Origin of the sequence: Polaromonas sp. YR568 (genome assembly GCF_943369415.1) — a bacterium.
In the GTDB taxonomy this organism is placed as follows: domain Bacteria; phylum Pseudomonadota; class Gammaproteobacteria; order Burkholderiales; family Burkholderiaceae_C; genus Polaromonas.
The window spans coordinates 1-18,373 of record NZ_CALRNF020000047.1 but is presented as its reverse complement, the minus strand read 5'-3'; the positions used below and the strand labels follow the sequence as shown (position 1 = coordinate 18,373).

Annotated in this window: 19 protein-coding genes; 3 read left to right on the top strand and 16 right to left on the bottom strand. The window is 66.0% G+C overall.

The window, feature by feature from the left end; translation table 11 throughout:
* The first annotated feature begins 103 nt into the window (after nucleotides 1-103).
* The gene (locus tag ACLV74_RS22910) at nucleotides 104-661 is read left to right on the top strand and encodes an HNH endonuclease (protein WP_411881733.1); all 558 of its coding nucleotides are present in this window, start codon (nucleotides 104-106) and stop codon (nucleotides 659-661) included.
* A 90-nt stretch (nucleotides 662-751) separates the two neighbouring features.
* On the opposite strand, the gene ACLV74_RS22905 is transcribed toward ACLV74_RS22910, so the two are convergent.
* Both ACLV74_RS22905 and ACLV74_RS22900 read right to left on the bottom strand, forming a co-directional pair.
* Nucleotides 752-1,867, bottom strand: a complete 1,116-nt coding sequence (locus ACLV74_RS22905; RefSeq protein ID WP_411881732.1) for an acyl-CoA dehydrogenase family protein — start codon at nucleotides 1,865-1,867, stop codon at nucleotides 752-754.
* Between the two features lie 35 nt (nucleotides 1,868-1,902).
* The gene (locus ACLV74_RS22900) at nucleotides 1,903-3,084 is read right to left on the bottom strand and encodes an acyl-CoA dehydrogenase family protein (RefSeq protein WP_411881731.1); all 1,182 of its coding nucleotides are present in this window, start codon (nucleotides 3,082-3,084) and stop codon (nucleotides 1,903-1,905) included.
* A gap of 164 nt (nucleotides 3,085-3,248) precedes the next feature.
* Between ACLV74_RS22900 and purN the strand changes: the two genes are divergently transcribed.
* Both purN and ACLV74_RS22890 read left to right on the top strand, forming a co-directional pair.
* Nucleotides 3,249-3,845, top strand: coding sequence for a phosphoribosylglycinamide formyltransferase (gene purN / locus ACLV74_RS22895; protein ID WP_411881730.1), 597 nt, complete (start codon nucleotides 3,249-3,251; stop codon nucleotides 3,843-3,845).
* A gap of 184 nt (nucleotides 3,846-4,029) precedes the next feature.
* On the top strand, nucleotides 4,030-4,584 hold the full coding sequence (locus ACLV74_RS22890; protein WP_411881729.1) for a fasciclin domain-containing protein: 555 nt from the start codon (nucleotides 4,030-4,032) through the stop codon (nucleotides 4,582-4,584).
* An 85-nt stretch (nucleotides 4,585-4,669) separates the two neighbouring features.
* Here ACLV74_RS22890 and ACLV74_RS22885 read toward each other — a convergent pair whose 3' ends face one another.
* From ACLV74_RS22885 to ACLV74_RS22820, 14 genes are all read right to left on the bottom strand, one after another.
* Nucleotides 4,670-5,464, bottom strand: a complete 795-nt coding sequence (locus tag ACLV74_RS22885; protein WP_411881728.1) for an ABC transporter ATP-binding protein — start codon at nucleotides 5,462-5,464, stop codon at nucleotides 4,670-4,672.
* Nucleotides 5,461-6,132, bottom strand: coding sequence for a hypothetical protein (locus tag ACLV74_RS22880; protein ID WP_411881727.1), 672 nt, complete (start codon nucleotides 6,130-6,132; stop codon nucleotides 5,461-5,463). Before ACLV74_RS22880 ends, ACLV74_RS22885 begins: the two co-directional genes overlap by 4 nt.
* Before the next feature lie 34 nt (nucleotides 6,133-6,166).
* Nucleotides 6,167-6,955: a hypothetical protein gene (locus ACLV74_RS22875; RefSeq protein WP_411881726.1), complete on the bottom strand. Its 789-nt coding sequence runs from the start codon at nucleotides 6,953-6,955 to the stop codon at nucleotides 6,167-6,169.
* Between the two features lie 11 nt (nucleotides 6,956-6,966).
* Complete coding sequence (locus tag ACLV74_RS22870; protein WP_411881725.1) at nucleotides 6,967-7,785, bottom strand: type II secretion system protein; 819 nt, start codon at nucleotides 7,783-7,785, stop codon at nucleotides 6,967-6,969.
* Nucleotides 7,786-7,790: 5 nt separating this feature from the next.
* The gene (locus ACLV74_RS22865) at nucleotides 7,791-9,104 is read right to left on the bottom strand and encodes a hypothetical protein (protein ID WP_411881724.1); all 1,314 of its coding nucleotides are present in this window, start codon (nucleotides 9,102-9,104) and stop codon (nucleotides 7,791-7,793) included.
* Nucleotides 9,101-9,544: a hypothetical protein gene (locus ACLV74_RS22860; protein WP_411881723.1), complete on the bottom strand. Its 444-nt coding sequence runs from the start codon at nucleotides 9,542-9,544 to the stop codon at nucleotides 9,101-9,103. Before ACLV74_RS22860 ends, ACLV74_RS22865 begins: the two co-directional genes overlap by 4 nt.
* A complete protein-coding gene (locus ACLV74_RS22855) occupies nucleotides 9,541-10,224 on the bottom strand; it encodes a hypothetical protein (RefSeq protein ID WP_411881722.1) in 684 nt (227 codons plus the stop codon). The genes ACLV74_RS22860 and ACLV74_RS22855 overlap by 4 nt, the downstream gene beginning before the upstream one ends.
* Complete coding sequence (locus ACLV74_RS22850; RefSeq protein ID WP_411881721.1) at nucleotides 10,212-11,717, bottom strand: hypothetical protein; 1,506 nt, start codon at nucleotides 11,715-11,717, stop codon at nucleotides 10,212-10,214. Before ACLV74_RS22850 ends, ACLV74_RS22855 begins: the two co-directional genes overlap by 13 nt.
* Nucleotides 11,704-12,909, bottom strand: a complete 1,206-nt coding sequence (locus ACLV74_RS22845) for a type II secretion system F family protein (protein WP_411881720.1) — start codon at nucleotides 12,907-12,909, stop codon at nucleotides 11,704-11,706. The genes ACLV74_RS22850 and ACLV74_RS22845 overlap by 14 nt, the downstream gene beginning before the upstream one ends.
* 24 nt (nucleotides 12,910-12,933) lie before the next feature.
* Entirely contained in the window at nucleotides 12,934-14,619 is a 1,686-nt protein-coding gene (locus tag ACLV74_RS22840) for a GspE/PulE family protein (RefSeq protein WP_411881719.1), read from the bottom strand.
* A 19-nt stretch (nucleotides 14,620-14,638) separates the two neighbouring features.
* Nucleotides 14,639-15,355 (bottom strand): tetratricopeptide repeat protein, encoded by a 717-nt coding sequence (locus ACLV74_RS22835; RefSeq protein WP_411881718.1) that lies wholly within the window; start codon nucleotides 15,353-15,355, stop codon nucleotides 14,639-14,641.
* A gap of 2 nt (nucleotides 15,356-15,357) precedes the next feature.
* Nucleotides 15,358-17,292 (bottom strand): type II secretion system protein GspD, encoded by a 1,935-nt coding sequence (locus ACLV74_RS22830; protein ID WP_411881717.1) that lies wholly within the window; start codon nucleotides 17,290-17,292, stop codon nucleotides 15,358-15,360.
* A 19-nt stretch (nucleotides 17,293-17,311) separates the two neighbouring features.
* Complete coding sequence (locus ACLV74_RS22825) at nucleotides 17,312-18,055, bottom strand: type II secretion system protein (protein ID WP_411881716.1); 744 nt, start codon at nucleotides 18,053-18,055, stop codon at nucleotides 17,312-17,314.
* 127 nt (nucleotides 18,056-18,182) lie between these two features.
* Nucleotides 18,183-18,373, bottom strand: a 191-nt coding sequence (locus tag ACLV74_RS22820) for a hypothetical protein (protein ID WP_411881715.1), incomplete at its 5' end; no start/stop codon positions are given.

The window sequence follows — 18,373 nt, the reverse complement described above, 5'->3', positions numbered from 1 at the left end:
AATGGGGGATTTGAAGGTGTTTTTCATGATTTCACTGTATATTGATACACAGCTAGCGCAGTACCGTGTTTCCCAGCGTCGTCCACCTTGATGGAGGTTCGTTTTGAAGGTCTTGAAGCTCTCAGCCCAGGGATTGCCACAGTCGTGGATCAGCCTTGAACAAGCCGTGTTGCATTACGCGGCTGACGAGGTGCGCTGGGAGATGGGCGCGCGGGTGGTGACCTTCCACGGCGGGCACAACGCCGTCACGGGCCAGCAGTCCATCATCACGGTCAACAGCATCATCGGCACCAAGGGCGTGCCCAACATCAACCCCTTCGACCTCAAGCCGGGCTTGACCAACGGCAAGCTCTTCGCGCGCGACCGCAATGTGTGCGCCTACTGCGGCGGGCATTTCCACGAAGAAGACCTGACGCGCGAGCACATCATCCCGTTTGCGCAGAACGGCATAGACACCTGGATGAACGTGGTGACGGCCTGCCGCGCCTGCAACCACCGCAAAAGCAGCCGCACGCCCGAGCAGGCCCACATGCCGCTGCTCTACACGCCTTACGTGCCCAGCCTCTGGGAAGACTTCATCCTGCGCAACCGCCGCATCCTGGCGGACCAGATGGAGTTCTTGATGGCGCACATTCCGAAAACGTCGCGCCTGCACGCGTAACTCTCCTGATAGGGTAGAGCGGCCGGTTCAAGTGCCAGCGCGGAACCGGCTTTGCCGGGCCGCAGGCCGCTTCGGGGGGGAGCGTTACTTTCAGGCGAATACGCCGGCCGTCTCCTGCATGCGGCTCGACACCTCACCCAGGTGGTGCAGCGTGTCGCCGAAGGTCATTTCCAGCTGGGTCAGTTTCTTGAAGTAGTGGCTCACGATGTACTCGTCGGTCACGCCGATGCCGCCGTGCAGTTGCACCGCCTGCTGGCCGACAAAACGCATGGACACGCCGAGCTGGTATTTGGCGCGTGCCAGCGCCCGGCCACGTTCTTCGGCCGGCGCGTTGAGCTTGAGCGAGGCGTAGTAGCTCATGGAGCGGGCGAGCTCCAGTTGCATCTTCATGTCGGCCACGCGGTGGCGCAGCGCCTGGAAGCTGCTTATGGCCACGCCGAACTGCTTGCGCGTGTTCATGTACTCGACGGTGATGGCCAGAGTTTTGTCCATCACGCCCACGGCTTCGGCGCAGGCGGCGGCGATGCCGATGTCGACGGCCTGGGCCAGGGCCGTGAGGCCGTCCAGCGTGAGCGGCGCGGCGGGCGCGTTCTTGAGCATCACTTCAGCGGCGCGGCCGCCGTCCTGCGTGCCGTAGCCGCGCGTCGTGACGCCGGCTGCCGCGCGTTCAACCAGGAACAGCGCCAGCTTCCCTTTGGCGAGGGCGGGCACGATGAAGGCCTCGGCCTGGTCGCCCGCCGGCACTATGCTTTTGCTGCCGTTCAGCGTCCAGCCATCGCCGGCCGCTGTGGCCGTGGCCTCGCATTTTTCAAAATCGTAGCGGGCCGCGCGTTCCTGGTAAGCCAGCACCACCAGGGCTTCGCCCGAGGCGATCTTCGGCAGCCAGGCGGTTTTGACAGCTGCCGGCGCATAGCCGGCGAGCACGGCGCCGGCGATCAAGGCCTGCGCAAAGGGCTCGAGTACGATGCCGCGGCCCAGCTCTTCCATCACGACCATGCCTTCGATGGGTCCCATGCCCAGGCCGCCGTCGGCCTCGGGGATGTAGAGGCCGGTCAGGCCCAGTTCGGCGATCTGGCCGTAGGCCTCGCGCGAAAAGCCGCCGGCCTTGGCGATGCCGCGGCGGCGCTCGAAGTCGTAGCCCTTGTCCACCCATTTGCGCACGGCGTCGCGCAGCTGTTCCTGGTCGTCGGTGAAATCAAAATCCATGGTGTGTTTCCTGTCTTTTTTCTTGTGCGGCCGTGTCAGCCGAGAACGACTTGCGAAACGATGTTTCGTTGCACTTCGTTGGAGCCGCCGTAAATCGTGGTCTTGCGCATGTTGAAGTAGGTGGACGCCAGCGGCGCGTCGCCGGCCAGGCCGCCGGGGAAGTCGCCCTGCCAGCCGGCTTCCATGGCTTCTTCAATAAAGGGCAGGCTGAAGGGGCCGGCGGCCAGCATCATGAGTTCGCTGTAGCGCTGCTGGATTTCGCTGCCGCGGATTTTCAGCAGGCCCGCGATGTCCAGCGAGTTCTTGCCGGACTTTTCCGCCGACAGTACGCGCAGCACCAGCATTTCGAGCGCCACCACGTCGACTTCGAGCTTGGCGATCTCGTCGCGAAAGCGCAGGTCGTCATACACGCCTTCGGCCTTGGCGATGCGCTTCAGGCGTTCGAGCTCGCGCTTGGCACGGTTCACGTCGGCGATGTTGGTGCGCTCGTGGCTCAGCAGGTGCTTGGCGTAGGTCCAGCCCTTGTTCTCTTCGCCGATCAGGTTGTCGGCCGGCACTTCGACGTTGTCGAACCAGACTTCATTGACCTCGGCCTCGCCGTCCAGCAGCACGATGGGGCGCACCGTCACGCCGGGCGACTTCATGTCGATCAGCAAAAAGGAAATGCCGGTCTGCGGCTTGCCTTCGGTGCTGGTGCGCACCAGGCAGAAAATCCATTCGCCGTACTGGCCCAGCGTGGTCCAGGTCTTCTGGCCGTTGACGATGTATTTGTCGCCCTGGCGCTCGGCCCGGCACTTGACCGACGCGAGGTCCGATCCCGAGCCGGGCTCGCTGTAACCCTGGCTCCACCAGACTTCGCCGCTGGCGATGCCGGGCAGGAAGCGCTTTTGCTGTTCGGGGCTGCCGAAAGCCATGATCACAGGCGCCACCATGACCGGGCCGAAAGGCACGACGCGCGGCGCGCCGGCCAGCGCGCACTCTTCTTCAAACAAATGCTTTTGCACCGCGTTCCAGCCCGGGCCGCCGAATTCCTTGGGCCATCCATGGCCCAGCCAGCCTTTTTTGCCGAGGATTTTGGCCCAGCGCTGCATGTCGTCACGCGTCAGCCGCAAGGCGTTGTGCACCTTGTGCGAAATGTCGGCCGGCAGGTTGGCGTGGACCCAGGCGCGTATCTCTTCGCGAAAGGCCTGTTCTTCAGGGGTGAAAGCTAAATCCATGGCGGGATGTCTCCAGGTTGTCGGGGTACCCGCAGCCGGTCGCCTGCGGGTGATTTCTTATTTTTAGCACGGTCGTTCGCAATTTTATGTCTCAGTTGGGACATGGGGCTGGAAGCTCGAAGGCAGGCACCGGGCGCGTTCTAAACTAGCGGGCTATGGCAAGTGTGCACACATCGAAGAAAAACATCGTCATCCTGATTTCCGGCAGCGGCTCCAACATGGCCGCCATCGCCCGCGCGGCGGACAAGGAGGGCTGGCTGGTCAAGTGGGGCGCGCAGGTGGCCGCCGTCATCAGCAACCGGGCCGACGCTGTGGGCCTGGAGCTGGCCCACAGCCTGGGCATCGCCACCGCCGTGGTGCCGCACAAGGCCTTTGATTCACGCGAAGCTTTTGACGCCGAGCTGATGGCGCGCATAGACGCCCACGCGCCGGCACTCGTGGTGCTGGCCGGTTTCATGCGCATCCTGACGCCCGGCTTTGTGCAGCACTATGCGGGGCGGCTCATCAACATCCACCCCTCGCTGCTGCCGGCTTTCACCGGCCTCAATACACACCAGCGCGCGATTGATGCCGGCTGCAAGGTAGCGGGCGCCACGGTGCATGAGGTGACGGCCGAACTCGACCACGGTGCCACGCTGGCGCAAGCCGTGGTGCCGGTGCTGCCGGGCGATACGGCAGAAACGCTCGCCGCGCGCGTGCTCACGCAGGAGCACCTGATCTTTCCGCAGGCTGTGCGGGCGTTTTTTGAACGCGGCGCCTGAGGGTGTGGCCCGCCTCGCGCGGGTGCTGTTTACCTTCGTTGCCAGTGATCTGCCCTGCAGGGGCTGAAACCGAATCTGTTTTGAATCCACCGGGCTCCGCGCTCCGTATTCATTACAGCCGCTTGAATCATGGTGATTTCGGCTCCGGTTCAACTTCTGTTTCAACACCTTCAAAGGAATTCACATGCAGACACAACACAAACTCGCTTCCATTGGCGTCGCACTGGCTTTGTCGCTCGCGGCAATTCCCTCGTTCGCGCAAGTCTTGGTGGGCGGCGCGCCCATGCTGGCCAGCAAGGACATCATCGACAACGCCGTCAATTCGAAGGACCACACCACGCTGGTCGCGGCGGTCAAGGCCGCCGGCCTGGTTGACACGCTCAAGGGTCCGGGCCCGTTCACGGTGTTCGCGCCTACCAACGCGGCTTTCGCTGCGCTGCCGGCCGGCACGGTGGACACCCTGCTCAAGCCCGAGAACAAGGGCATGCTGACCGGCATCCTGACCTACCACGTGGTGGCCGGCAAATGGGACGCCGCCGCCATCAGCAAGATGATTGCCGACGGCAAGGGCATGGCTTCCATCAAGACGGTGGCCGGCGGCACGCTGGTGGCCAAGTCGGCCGGCGGCAAGGTCACGGTGACGGATGAAAAAGGCGGCGTGGCCACCGTCACCATCGCCGACGTTTACCAGTCCAACGGCGTGATCCACGTCGTCGACAAGGTGCTGCTGCCCAAGTAAGTGATTGAAGAAAGGGGCAAGCCCTTTCGGGCCCGCGCGCGGCATGGCTGTGCGCGGGCTTTGTTGCGCACGCCGCCGACGGGTATCAGGTCGCGAGCCACGACGCGGGGTCCGGCGGCCATACCTTGACGGGCGCCTGCCTCGCCGCGTCGACCACCGCCAGATAGGCCTCTTCCAGGCTGCTCGTCCCATGCCGCGCCAGCCATTCATCGACGGTGCCGATAAACCGCAGGCTGCCGGCATGCAGGATGGCGACGCGGTCGGCCAGGTCTTCGACGTCCGCGAGCGAATGGGTGCTCATCAGCACCGCGCAGCCGTCGGCGCGCTGCAGGTGCAATTGCCGGCGCACGCGTATGCGCGAGAGCGGGTCCAGGCCGCTCATGGGTTCGTCCAGCACCAGCAAGGGGCGCTGCGCCAGAAAGGCCGCGGCCAGGCCGATTTTTTGCGCCATGCCTTTGGAAAATTCACGCATCGGCCTGTCCAGGATGCTTTCTTCGAGGTCCAGCTCGGCCAGCATGCCCCGCAGCCCGGGCTGCGGAAACGCCAGCCCATGCAGATGGGCCGCCAGCCGGAAATAGTCGCGCGCATGAAGCCAGCCCGGCGGCGAGAAACGTTCGGGCACATAGGCCAGCTGTTGGCGTGAAAGCGGGCGGCTGTGGTCCTGCCCGAAGATAGACAAGCTGCCCGAAGTGGGCGCGGCCAGGTCCAGCAGGCATTTGATCAGGGTGGTTTTGCCCGCGCCGTTCATGCCCAGCAAGGCCAGGCATTCGCCGGGGTGGACTTCCAGCGAGACGCCGGCCAATGCCGCGCGCCCCTTTGAAGCACCGTAATTTTTGTGCACCTCGCCGGCCTGCAGCGCCGGCTGTTGGGGGTCGCTCATTTTTCTTCCAGCTCCTTGAGGGTTTGCGCCAGAAAGCGCAGCTCGTTGTCGTCGTGAATCTGCCCGCTCGCCAGCAACGCGCCCAGAAGCGCCTTCGCGGTGTCCAGGTCGTTCTGGCCCATGCGCAGGAAGATTTCCATCTGCCGCGCCCAGGCCGGCACTTGCGGCAAACCCTCCGCGTACTGCCGCAGCTCGGCGGCGTAGCGCACGGCCAGTTCGGGGTCTTTCATCTGCACCTTGGCCACATAGGCCACGTGCGCCATCCAGCGCCAGCGGTTGAGCGGGTCTTGCGGGTACTGGGCGGCGACGAAGTCGGTCATGAGGCGCTGGCGCTGCGCGTCGGGCACCTGGGTGTAAAGCCGCGCGGCGGCCAGCAGCGGATACTGCCCCTGAGGGTCCAACTGCAGGATGTGTTCCAGCCAGGCGACCACTTCGCCGTAGTCGAGTTCGCGCCAGGGCAGGCTCAGGCCGGGCTGCACGTCGTGCGCCTGCAGGTACAGGTCCAGCATCTTGGCCAGCGGCACCGGGTCGTCGAGCGATGCCAGGCGTGAAGCGCTGAGGCTGGGAGGCCGGCCCAGCGGATGCGCGCCGGCTTCGGGCACGCCGCGCCACAGCGCCAGCGCCACCTGGCCGGCCAGCAGCAGCGTGAACACGGCCATGACGCGCATCGGCGCGCGGCGCGTTGTAGTTGGGCGGCGCCATTCAAACTTCACGGCGGTACAAGTCCACGAGTGAGGCGCCCGCGCACAGCGCCGCATACCAGAGTGCCCAGCCGCACTGCAGCGCAAGCAGCGTGCCTTGCACTGTCCCGCCCAGCGCCCAGGGCGAGGGCGCAAAACCCGCCAGCGGCGGCAGCAGCCAGCCCAGCAAGTCAAAGGTGGCCCGGCCCGCCACCACGTCCCACGAAGCGGCGTCCTGCCCGACCGGGTGCGCCGCCATGAAGCGCGCCACGTCGAGCAGCCGCGCCCACAGGTAGAACGCGCAGCAGCCCGCATAAGCAGGCAGCACGCGGCGCAGGCCCAAGGCAAAGAACAGGGCGGCCGCCACGACGATGCTGAGTTCCAGCGCCAGCGATACACCCCAGGCCAGCACAGCCGCGCGCCCTCCCGGCACCGCCATGGTCAGCATGACACCTGTGGCCCCGGCCGCCGCAAGCACGGCCAGCAGCATGTAGCCGGCCTGGCGACCGACCACAAACTGCGCGCGCGACAAGGGAAAGGCCAGCAGCACCTGAAAGAAGCCGCCCTCCATGTCACGCACCGTGCTGGACACCACGATGAGCGCAAGCGCCAGCACCAGGCCCAGCCGGTAAAGATGCGCGGCCAATGCGAGCCGGGTTTCCGCTCCCTCTGTCACCGCCATCGAAGCGGCGAAGGCGCCGAGCGCGTACACCGCAGCGAGAAAGAGCAGCAGCAGGCGCGCGCTGCGGCCGCGCCAGGCTTCGATGAGGGTGAGGCGGATGAGGGCGGTGAGAGGGGGGAGCTGATGCACAAGCTGGTCTTTCATGGTTGCCATACCCCTGCCGCTACCAGTTTGGCCGCCAGGAGGGGGGCTGGCATCCAGACCATAAGGTCGTCGAACTCGCCTGCTACGCTTGTCGCATCGGTGCGTGATCGAAAAACAAAAATGCGGCGGCTGTTCTCGGGGCTGAAAGGGGTGGTCGGATCCACGACCTCAAAGGTGTTTGCCTGCTCAGGTTGGTTGGCGTTTTCATCCTGGTTCGTAGTTGTAGGCGTAGGCGCGGGAAATGTGGTCAGACCATCTGCGGAGACTGCCCCCCTCTGGTTCTTTCCATGCGAATACACCACGAACGCTGCGTTGCTTGCCAATGTCACCGCAACGCCACCTGACAAGCAGCCCGGAATATCGGGGCTGGTCAGTGTGGTGCACTTGACGATGAGATTAGTGGCGTTGATCGAGGTCTTGTTGATGTTGCTGACTAACGGTGTTGCGACCGCGTAGCGCAACCTGCTGCCCCAAGCGTCAACGCCGGAGATACCCAAGGCCGCCCAGGGAAGGTGTCCCCGGCTGGCGCCCGCCGGGTCGGTAAATGCGATGCATGCACCAGCCGCATTGCGCGCTCCTTCCTGCCCGTCGCTTCCGGTATCAGGGCAAGGCAGGCGCTGATTCAGCAAGGCGAAACCCCAAATGGCCTGTTGCGCGGTTTCCAGCGTAGCCTGGGTGGTAGCGTTTGCCTTCTGCTCGAGCATCCGCCCCACCGGAACCATCAGTCCTCCTAGCAACAGAGCCACGATGCCCATCACAAGGGCCAGTTCCACCAGGGTGAAGCCGCGCTGGCGCACTTTGCCGGATTGCCGCATGGGGATCATTTCAGTTCTTCCAGGATGTCGTTGGAGACGGGCCGTCTGTCAGGTGTGATGAAGGTTCTGGTTTTTAAAGTCATGGGGTCGAGCAGTTCACTCTGATTTGGGCTCTCGATGCAAGGTAACCACTTTTCCCAGAGCGTCGGGGCGGTGCTTAAGGGGCAGCCCAGGCTTGGCTGCTGTCTGCCGCGCATGAGCATCACGGCCTTGGCCGTGGCATTGGTCGGCAGGGACAATGCCGGGCCAGTCGCCGGCGTGCAGCCGGAGGCACTAAAGGCGCAGCCCGGAGCAACCGCATAGAAGGCGAGTTCCGGCCAGTCGTCGTCCAGCATCGCTTTCGGTGTGCCTAAAGCGAAAGAAAGTGTCTCGCCGCTTGTAGGGTGGACATAGATGCAACTGGTGGGCAAAAAGCCGCTGTAGCGACCCTGTTCGCACATGTCTCCGGGTTTGGCTGCGGCAAACGGCCAGCGTCCACCGGCCGACGCCGCCGTGACGGCCGACGTAAACGCGGTTTTCAGCACTGCGGTATTGCGCTGCATGGCGATGGCGGCGTAGTCGTCGGTTGTAATCCATGCGAGCTGGTCGTTGAGTTCAGATTGTTTGTCGACCGTCCCCGTCAACTGGATAAAGGTGATGGTGGGAGGGGTGACAGTAATGTCGATCTTTCCGGAGTCCAGGTAACCGGCAACATCGGCGGCCGCGCCGCCGTTGGGCGTGGCACCGGTAGGTGTGGCGCAGGGCCTGTCCGCACCGATCATTGCGGAATTGGTTCGTACTTGCGAGCCCAATTTCGCGCCCGGCGCAAAAACCACTGCAACAAGCTTTGTTGCCAGGCTGCTACCGGCTTCATTGGTCACCGTGATCGCGCCGTCGGTGTCGGCGTTGACGGCTATCGGGGGAGGCACGGCACTGGGATCCACGTTGGCATCTTTGAAATCGCCGCTGACCGCATACCAAAGGCATTCGCCGTCGGCATCGCGCAGTGGCGCAAGCCCCAGAGTTTTCCAGGGAAGCAGTCCGATTTCGGGTTGCCGTGTTATGCCGCAGTGGCTGCTGTCCGGGGCTGTGTCGGCCGCACCATCGCCATCTTTGTCAGGGCACGGCAGTCGTGTTTTTTGAGTCAGTACCTTGGCCGGATCGCCGCTCACCGCAACATACGCCAGTAGCGCTTCCCTAGCCTGCATCAGCACCTGTTGGTTGATCGATTGTTTCGACGGCGGCGGCTCACTCGCCACCCAGGCAGCCATGGCGCCGAAGACGCCGACCGCCACCAGCACCATCATCAGCAGCGCAACAAAGCCCCTTTGCGCTTTCATCTCGCGGCCTCCGGTTTCGTCGCCCCAGCCGGCGCCGAAGCAGCCGCCGCCGCACTGGCCAGCGGCCGCAGCAGCGTCTCGCCGATCGCCGCGCGTTCAACCTCGCCGTCCTGCAGCGGCATTTCCACGCCCAGGATGCGGCCCGCGGGGCCGCGGCGTATGCGCACGCCGTAGGGAAGGTCCCGCTCCAGGTAGGGCGTGCCGTTGATCCAGACGGTGGTTTTTCCCTGGGGACGAACCGCGATGCCGTCTATGCGCAGCACCGAGGCCAGCGCGCGCGCGGCCGCTTCCTGCGGCGCGGGCTGGCCGAAGCGCCTGGCTTCCATTTCGGCACGGTCGGCCGCGGTGTAGAAGAGCCGCCCCAAACCGTCCGGCGCGGCGGCGGCGTACAGCGGCAACACGCAGCCGGCGAGCAGGAGTGCCTTGGTGGCGGCCTTCATGCCTTGGCTCCCGCGACTCGCGCCGGTGGCTCGTAGGCCCGCAGCGTGTTCCAGACCAGGGTGCATTCGGCCTTGATGGCCGCGCCGCCGGCGCGGTTCATCTCGCAGCGCTCCACGCTGACGCGGCCCAGCTGCGCTTGCGCCAGTTCCTCGAGCACGCGCAGCATGTCCTCCTCATGCACCAGCGTCATGGTCAGGCGCATGCGGGTGGCGAACAGCTCTATGCGCCGGGCGCCTCCCGGCGCGCCGGGCGCGGGCAGGGCCACGGCACCGGCCATGGGGGCCGCTGCCGCGCCGGCGGCCGGCTGCATTACCTGGGCCTCAATCGCGTACTGCAGCTTCAGGCCCGGCCAGCGCCTTTCCATCCCGCGCAGGCGTTCTATCCATTCGAGCCGTTTTTCGTCGCCGTAAAGGCCTTGGGACTGCAGGTTTTGCAGCAGCGGCAGCAGGCGCTCGATGTCGGCCCTTTCGCGGCCGCTGTTGAGGAAGCGCTGCCGGCTGGTCTGCTCCGCCTTGCGCTGGTGGTCCAGCCGCCGGGCCATATCGGCGCGCCACCAGTGGAAGGCGCCCGCCAGCAGCAGTCCCAGTGCCGCCAGGGAAGCGGCCTGCAGCACGGCGCGCCGCAGGGGCGGCGGCCACGCGCCGGGGTGCCAGGCCTGGCGTGATGCTATTTGTTCCATACCTTCACCTCAAAACCGAGCTCGGCCTTGTCCTGCTGGCCCGAGCCGTTGATGCTGGCGCTGCTTTGCAGGTCCAGCGGCACCTTGGTGGCCTCCGCCGACAGGCCCGCGGAGACCAGGCTGGCGGTGAAGCGCGCCATGGCGTCGCGCGTGCCGCGCAGGTCGTCGGGTTTCAGGCCTTGCACCTCACCGCGTATCTGCAGCGAGGGCGGGTTCGCGGGCGCGGAAGCCTCCTGCTCCCAGCGCAACTGGTCCAGTTGCAGCTCGGGGTGTTTCTCGAGCACCTTGCCCGCCGCGGCCAGCAGTGCGCGCGGGCCGGGCGGGGAGGGCGCCAGGGCCCGGGCTTTTTGCTCCAGCGCGACGAGTTCATCGGCCTTCAGCGGGGATGCGGGAAAGGTCGCGGCTTCGCGCTGGTAGCGGGCATCGAATTTCCGGGTGCTGGCGGCGGCGTCGTTCAGTTCCCCGGCCAGCGGCCACAGCGACACGGCCAGGCCGGCCGCATAAAGCAGGCCGGCGCCGCAGATGCCGTAGCCCGCCAGGCGCGTGTTGCGCGCCGTGCGCGCCACCCAGTCGCTGCGCAGCAGGGCGGCCGGCGCGAGCTGGTCGGGCGGTGTGCCGCGGGCCAGTGCGAACACGAACAGCAGCCGGGACAGCTCCGGGGAGGCGGCCCAGGCCGGCGGCAGCCTGAGCGCCCGGGCGACGGCATCGGCCCGCAGCAGGTGGTGGATGTTCTGCGCCGCGTCGGGGCCGGGTGCGGCCTGGCCGTCCATGCCCGGAGGGCAGACGCTCACCACGTGCAGCGGCGCCTTGTCGCGCACGAGGATGCCGTTCTCGAACAGGTATTCCTTCAGGCGGGCGGTTTCCTCGCGCACCGCGGGCAGCCAGCCGGCGCCGGCGGCGTCGGCGCGCAGCGCCAGGCGCGAGAAGCAGGGGCGGCCGTCTATCACCACGCATTGCCGCAGCCCGGACGGGTGCGCGGTAACCAGCACCGCGCAGCCGCGCCGCGGCAGCTTGAGCCGGCGTAGCAGCGGCGCGGCCAGCATGATGGGGGTGTAGACACCGCCCACTCGGGCCTGCGCGCCCTCCAGCGCCTCCAGCCAGGGCATCACGCGTTCGGCATTGCCCAGGCTGTAGCCCAGCACGCGCAGCTTGCCGGGGCGCGAGCGGCTGGCGCCCTGGAGGGAGATCCAGCGAAACGGCGATTCCATCGCGAAACGCTGGTGCATGCGCGCCAGCCAGGCCTTGCGCGCAGCGCCGCGCAGGGGCGGCATCACGTCGCCCCAGAACTCTTCTTCGGCATAGTCGGCCAGCACCAGCCAGCGGCAGGCCGGGTCGTGCCGCGCATGCCCGGCCAGGGCCTCGGGCAGCGTCCATCCCTGTTGCGGGCCCGTTTCTTCCTCGATGCCGTGGCCGGTGACCGCATAGACGCGCGGCTGCTCGCCCTCCAGGTGCAGGATGCGCAGCGGCGCGGGAGTGAATTCAGAACTTCGCATTGGTGATCACCGAGTCGTACAAAGGCCCCAGCGTGCAGAAGATCACGGCGCCCAGCATCAGCCCCAGCACGACCGTGAGCACGGGTTGCAGCGTGGCCTGCAGGTTTTCGACCGATTCGCGCGCCTGGCGGGTGTAGAAGTAGCTGACGTTTTCGAGCGCGGCGTCCAGCGAGCCGGTGGCCTCGCCCACGCGCAGCATGCTGACCACCATGGGCGGAAACATGGTCATCCCGGAAAACGCGGCGCTCAGGCCGCGGCCCTGCACGATGCTGCCGTGGGCCACCGCCACGGCCTGCGCCACGGCGCGGTTGCCGACGGCGATCTCGACCACCTTGAGCGCCTCCACCACCGTGATGCCGGCCGCGTAGAGAAGCGCCAGCACATAGGCAAAGCGCGCCAGCGCGATCTGGCGCAGCACCGGCCCCACGATGGGCAGCTTGAGCTTGACGCCGTCGACGAAGCCGCGCATGGGCCCGGGCATGCGCGCGAGCGTGGGCAGCGCAACGACCAGCGAGACCAAACCCACCACGATCTTGCCGACATGCGCTTCGACGACCTCCGAGATCCTGATCATGAGCACGGTTTGCCAGGGCAGCTCGATGCGCATCACCTTGAGCAGGCTGGCGACCTGGGGCACCAGGTAGCTCATGAGGAACAGCGTGACGCCGGTGATGATGACCAGCGCCGCGCAGGGATAGATCAGCGCCTTGCGCGTTTGCGAGGCGATTTCATGCTGCCACTTGAGGGTCTCGGTGAGTTTGGCGAAGACTTCGGGCAACTGGCCGCTGCTCTCGCCGGCGCGCACCAGGCTCACGTAGACCTCGTCGAAGGCCAGGGGGTGTGCGGCCATGGCCTGCGACAGGGTCTTGCCCGAGCTCAGGCCCTCCGCCAGACCGCTGATCACCTGGCGCAGCGCCGGGTTGCCTTCGGCGCTCTCCATGTCGCGCAAGGCCTCCATGAGCGGCACGCCGGCGCGCAGCATCATGGTCGCCTGGAAGCTGAAGTTGACCAGGTCCAGCAGGCGGATGCGGCTGCGCATCAGGCGAAGCGAACCGCCCTGGGCACGCGCCTTGACCAGCAGCAGCCCCGATTGCTCCAGCTGCGCGGCCAGGGCGCCGGCGTCGGCCGCGGTGGTCTGGCCGCTCAGGCGCGCGCCGTCGGCGGCCAGTGCGGTCCATTTGTATCGCGGCATGGGGTTCCTTTTTCCCGCGGCCCGTCAGTGCGCCGCGAGGTTGACCACGCGGCTGACTTCTTCGACCGTGGTGTGGCCGGCCAGCACGTAGCGGATCGCGTCGTCGCGCAGCGAGGTGAAGCCCTCCGCGCGGGCATGGCGTGCCAGCTCGATGTGGCTGGCGTGCTTGGCCACCAGGTGGTCCAGCGTTTCGTCGAAACACAGCACTTCCATCAGCAGCACCCGGCCCAGGAAGCCGCGCTGGCTGCAATGCGCGCAGCCCACGGACTGGTACAAGGGGTGGTCGTCCTCCGTCAGTTCGAGCAGAATTTTTTCCTGCGCGGTGGGCGAGCGGTGGGTCTTGCAGTGCGGGCACAGGCGCCGCGCCAGGCGCTGGCCTATCACGCCAATCATGTTGCCGGCGAGGATTTCGGCCGACACGCCGATGTCGCGCAGGCGTTGCACCGCGCCCAGGGCGGAGTTGGTGTGCAGCGTGGCGAACACCTGGTGGCCCGTCATGGCTGCGCGAAAAGCCATCTCGGCCGTTTCCGAATCGCGGATTTCGCCGACCAGGATCACGTCCGGGTCCTGGCGCATCAGGGCGCGCACGCCTTCGGCAAACCCGATTTTTTCCGTCACCTGGGTCTGGCGTATCAGCGGCAAGGGGTATTCGATGGGGTCTTCCAGCGTCATGACGTTGACCGCCTCGGTGCTGATTTCAGCCAGCATGGAGTACAGCGTGGTGGTCTTGCCGCTGCCGGTGGGGCCGGTCACCAGCACAATGCCCTCTGGCCGGTTCATCAGCGAATGCAGCCTGTCCATGGTGGTTTGCGTCAGCTGCAGCCGCTCCAGCGGGACGATGCTGCGGCGCCGGTCCAGCAAGCGCAGCACGATGTTTTCGCCATGGGCCGTGGGCAGGCAGGCGGCGCGAAAGTCGAGCTGGCTCGCGCCCACGACCATGCCGAAGCGGCCGTCCTGCGCGGCGCGGCTTTCGGCGATGTTCATGCCGGCCATGACCTTGAGCTTGACCGCCAGCGCCGGCCACATCGAGGCATGCAGCAGGTGCGCCTGCACCAGCACGCCGTCGATGCGGTTGCGCACGCGCAGCAGGTGCTCGTCGGGCTCGAAGTGGATGTCCGAAGCGAGGCTGTCGTAGGCGTTGTGGACGATGGCTTCGATGAGCTTGTCCACGGGCGGCTCCTTGCCGCTGGCGGCGAGCAGGGCGTCCACGTTGGGGCGTTCGCCGTACACGCGGTCTATCTCGCGCACCAGCTCGCCCGGCGCCGCCAGCGCCAGGCGCATGCGCGGAACGCCCTTGGAACGCAGGTGGGCGCCTATCTGGTCCAGCGCCACCAGGTCGTCGGTTTCGTCGACCGCCAGCAGCAGCTCGCCCTGGGCCGTCATTTCCACCGGCAACACGCCGTGCTTGCGCGCCAATGGCGCGGCCAGCAACTGCAGCACGGTGGGGTCGGGGCGCCGGGTCACCAAGTCGACCTCGGGCAGCTTGTGCAGTTGCGCGCGCAGGGCGCGCAGTTCCAGCTCGCTCACAAAGCCCAGCTCGGCCAGCTGCGCATGCAGGCTGCCGCCGCGCAGGCGTTTTTCGGCCAATGCAATGGCCAACTGGGAGGACGACAGGCGCCGTTGCTGGAGCAGGGCCTCGGCCAGTTCGCGCTCGGCCTTGCGCATGACCATCGGCTGGTCTTGCAGATGGGCTGCGGGTGCCATGGACATGTGCGGCTACCCTTGGGAATCAGGAAGCCGGCGCGGCCAGCGCGCGCAGGCGGTTGCGCACCGCTTCCTGGTTGAAGGCGGCGGGCTGGCGGAAGGAGAGGTTCAGGGCCTTCACATAGGCCCGCATGGCCTCGGGGCCCTGGCCCAGGCGGTCCAGCGACAGGGCGAAGTTGTAGAGGTAGTCAGGCTGGCCGGGCTCCAGCGCCGCCGCGCGCTCAAAAGACAGGCGCGCCTCGCCCCAGCGGTTCTGCTCGACATGGATCACGCCCAGCGCGAAATGCAGGGGGGCGTTGCGTTCACTTCGCTCGGCAAGTTGCTTGAAGCGGGCGGCCGCATCGCCGGGAATGCCGCCGCCCACCAGGTATTGCGCGGCCAGGCCCTCGGCATCGCGCGGATAGAGTTCGAGCAGGCGGCGCAGCGCGGCCTGCGCGCCCTGGTGATCTTCCAGCCCTTCCATGGACCAGGCCAAGCCAATCAGTGCGTCGCGCAGGGCGCCGTCGCGCTTGAGTGCCTGTTCATAAGCGCCGCGCGCCTCGCCGTAGCGCCCAGCCTGCAGGGCTTCGTAGCCGCGCTTGACGTCAACGTCCACCGTGGGCGCGGGTTTGCGGCGGCTGATGCGGATGTCCGGATCACGTGATGCGGCCGCTGCTGAAGGGTTGGCGCCCGGTTTGGCCTGACCCCAGGCCAGGGTGGCGGCGCACAGCAGGAGAGGCAGGAGTGGCAAGGAGGGCTTCATGGCTAGCGGTCCAGGTCTGGGTTAGCGGGCTGGCGGGATGGCGGAGGCTCAATCGGCTTTCTGCCCAAAGCTTCCGGTGCCGCATCCCTGAAGAAACTGGACGTGGGCAGCAGAGGTTTAAAGGCCTTGTAATCGCCGCCCAGCGAGGCATCGCCCACCACCACGGGCCGCAAAAACACCACAAGCTCGGTCTTGCTGCGCGTCTGCTGCTTCTGCTTGAAGGCCTCGCCCAGCAGCGGGATGCGGCTGAGGCCCGGCACCGCGTCTTCGCCGTCGTTGCTCGCGTCCTGCATCAGGCCGCCCAGCACGGCGATTTCGCCGCTTTGCACGCGCAGCACGGATTCGAGTTCGCGCGACTGCACCACGGGAATACGGTTGACGATGGGCGGGGTTGCGCCCAGCAGCGCGGGGTTGGGGTCTATGATTTCGCGCACCACACGGCTGATGGTGGGGCGTACGTTGAGGGTGACTTCGCCGCTCTCCGACACTTGCGGCGTCACGGTCATCACAAAACCCACGGGCACCGAATTGAGGTTGGAGGTGTAGCTATCGGGTGAGGTCTGCACCAGCTGCCCGCTGGAACTGAGCGTGCGTGTGCCTGGCGTGAAGGTGATGGTGACATAGACGTAGTTGTCCACCACCTTGAGGGCGGCCGTCTGGTTGTTGAGTACGGACACTTTGGGACTGGAGAGCACCCGCGTCTGGCCGAAGGACTCGAGCAGCGAAATAATGCCGCTCCAGTCGCCGCTGCCGCTGGTGTAACTCATGCGCAGCAGCGAGGCATCCTGCGTGCCGGAAAAAGAGCCCGTACCTGAAGGCAGCATCTGGAAGCTCAGGCCGCGCAGCAACCCGCCCTGCACCACCTTTTGCCAGTTGACGCCTTGCTGGGATGCGTTGGACAGCGTGACCTCAACAATCGTGGCCTCAATCAGCACCTGGCGCCGCGCGCTGGCGCTGATGCGGTCCAGGAACTGCCGAAATTGTTCATGGCCGCGTGAGGTGGTGTAAACCGACAGCTGGCCGGTTTCTCGGTTGACCACGATGTTGTTGGCGCTGGAACCGGAACTGGATGCGGACGAGTTCCGAGAATTGCTTGATGAAGAGCTTGAACCGCTGCCGCAATCGACCTTGTCCACGGTATCTTTTGTTCCGAGCACTTGTTTGAGAATCTCGGACGTGTTGTTGACCGTTCTGTCCGTGCTCGTACCGGGAGCGCCCGTAGACGCTGGCGCGGGCCCGGAGCGGGACAGTTCCATCGCGATGCGCAGCCTGTCGTCGCGTTCGCGTTCGCGGTCTTGCTTCTGGACCACGTCGTCTTTTTGCTTGAACTCCAGGTTGGCCGCACCCACGATCAGGCAGGCGTTGTTGATCAGTGTGTCCCAGAACTGGTTGTCGGTGGCGTTGCTGATGCTGGCGTCCGACGAACCCGCAGTGCTGCCCTTGTTGAGCTGGGAAGAAACCGAGGTCTGGCTGGACGATTGCCGCTTCAGGTTCACATAGTCCACCGCATAGTGCGCCAGGTAGGGTGTGTCACGCTGCAGGCGCACCGTGTTGCCCGTCATTTCATAACGCAGCTCGGCCTGCTGCGCGATGCGCTCAAACAGCTGGGGCAGGGTCTGGTCGGTGGCATTGAGCGTGACCTGGCCGGCCACCGAAGGGGCGATGTCCACATTGAGCCGGTTGTCGCGCGCCAGCGCGAACAGCAGGGTTTTGACCGGCACCTCGCTGACCACCACGCTGAACAGCTCCTGCTGCGCCTGCGGCTGGGGCGCCGCCGGCAGCGCCGGCAGGCGCACCGGCCGCAGCGCCGCCGGTGCGGCTGGCGCTTTCGCCGGCTCGGCCATGCCTATGTGCTGCATGCTGGCGGGCGGCGGCGGCACTGCGCAGCCGGCCAGCATGGCGGCGGCGACGCCGGTCAGGGTGCGGGCAAGGTTCACTGTGACATCCTGAAGAAGATCAAAGCAGCCAGGAACCTTGGCAGTTGCTCTGAGTGGGATTGGACCAAGTGTTGACTGCACCGCCCGCAGGGACAGGAGCGCAAATAGCGAGGGTCGACAACGCTGAATTTGAGGAGAAGAAGCGAAGTTGGCCGGTTGCGGGTCGCCCGTCGTCGGCCTTGCGATCGACTTCGGCCAAAACCTGCGAGGGAACGGTTCCCCCTGTGGTCAGTATCAATTGGGTGAGCCCCCCGGCAGCCGTCAAGTCGAGCCAAGATACGTTGGCGCCGTTGATGGTGCTGGCCAGGAATCCAATATCGAGAAAGTCGCCGTACACATTGTTGGGGCTGTTGGTAACGGTTGCTGCACCGTTGGCCGCCACAGTCATACAGGCACCACAGGAAAGAAAGCCCGCGGCAGTCAGGTTCTGGAAGAGCACGATACCTTCGTTGGCCCACGAGATGATTCCATCGCCGGCATTGGCACCTGCGACAGGGATACTCGCCAATGCATTAGGGCTCACCACTGCCGCTTGCGTAGCGGTCAAGTCCCCCGGCAGCATGCGATAGCGATCCAGAAAACCAATATAGGCCGTCTGGATGGCCGACTTCTGGTCGACGATGTTGCGCACGCGCGCCGACTGGATCAACTCCTGGCCGCGCAGGATGCCGCCTATGAGCAGGCCGACGATCATCAGCACGATGGCGATTTCGACGAGGGTGAAGCCGCCTTGGCGGCGGGTGTTGGATGAACGACGCTTCATGATGCTTGGCTCCTGTTGATGTTGGCGATGGCCAGGGGACTGAGGGGAAAACCAGAAAGAAAGGCAAGGTCAGGCGGCGGCCGGGCGGGCTGCAGTCCTGGCGAGAACAAGGGGGAGGGGGCGCAGCTCATGCGGGGCGCGCTCCATACGCTGTGGCCATGCGCAATGCGTCGTCGACGGCGCTGCTGGCTGTTGTGGCTGCGGGCGACTTTTGCACGGCCGGCGGCACCGGACGCATCTCGGGCATAAGGGGGCGCACCGGCGGCTGGGGCGCGGCAGGCTGCGCTGCCTGGTAGAGCGGATTGCCCGGGTCCAGCT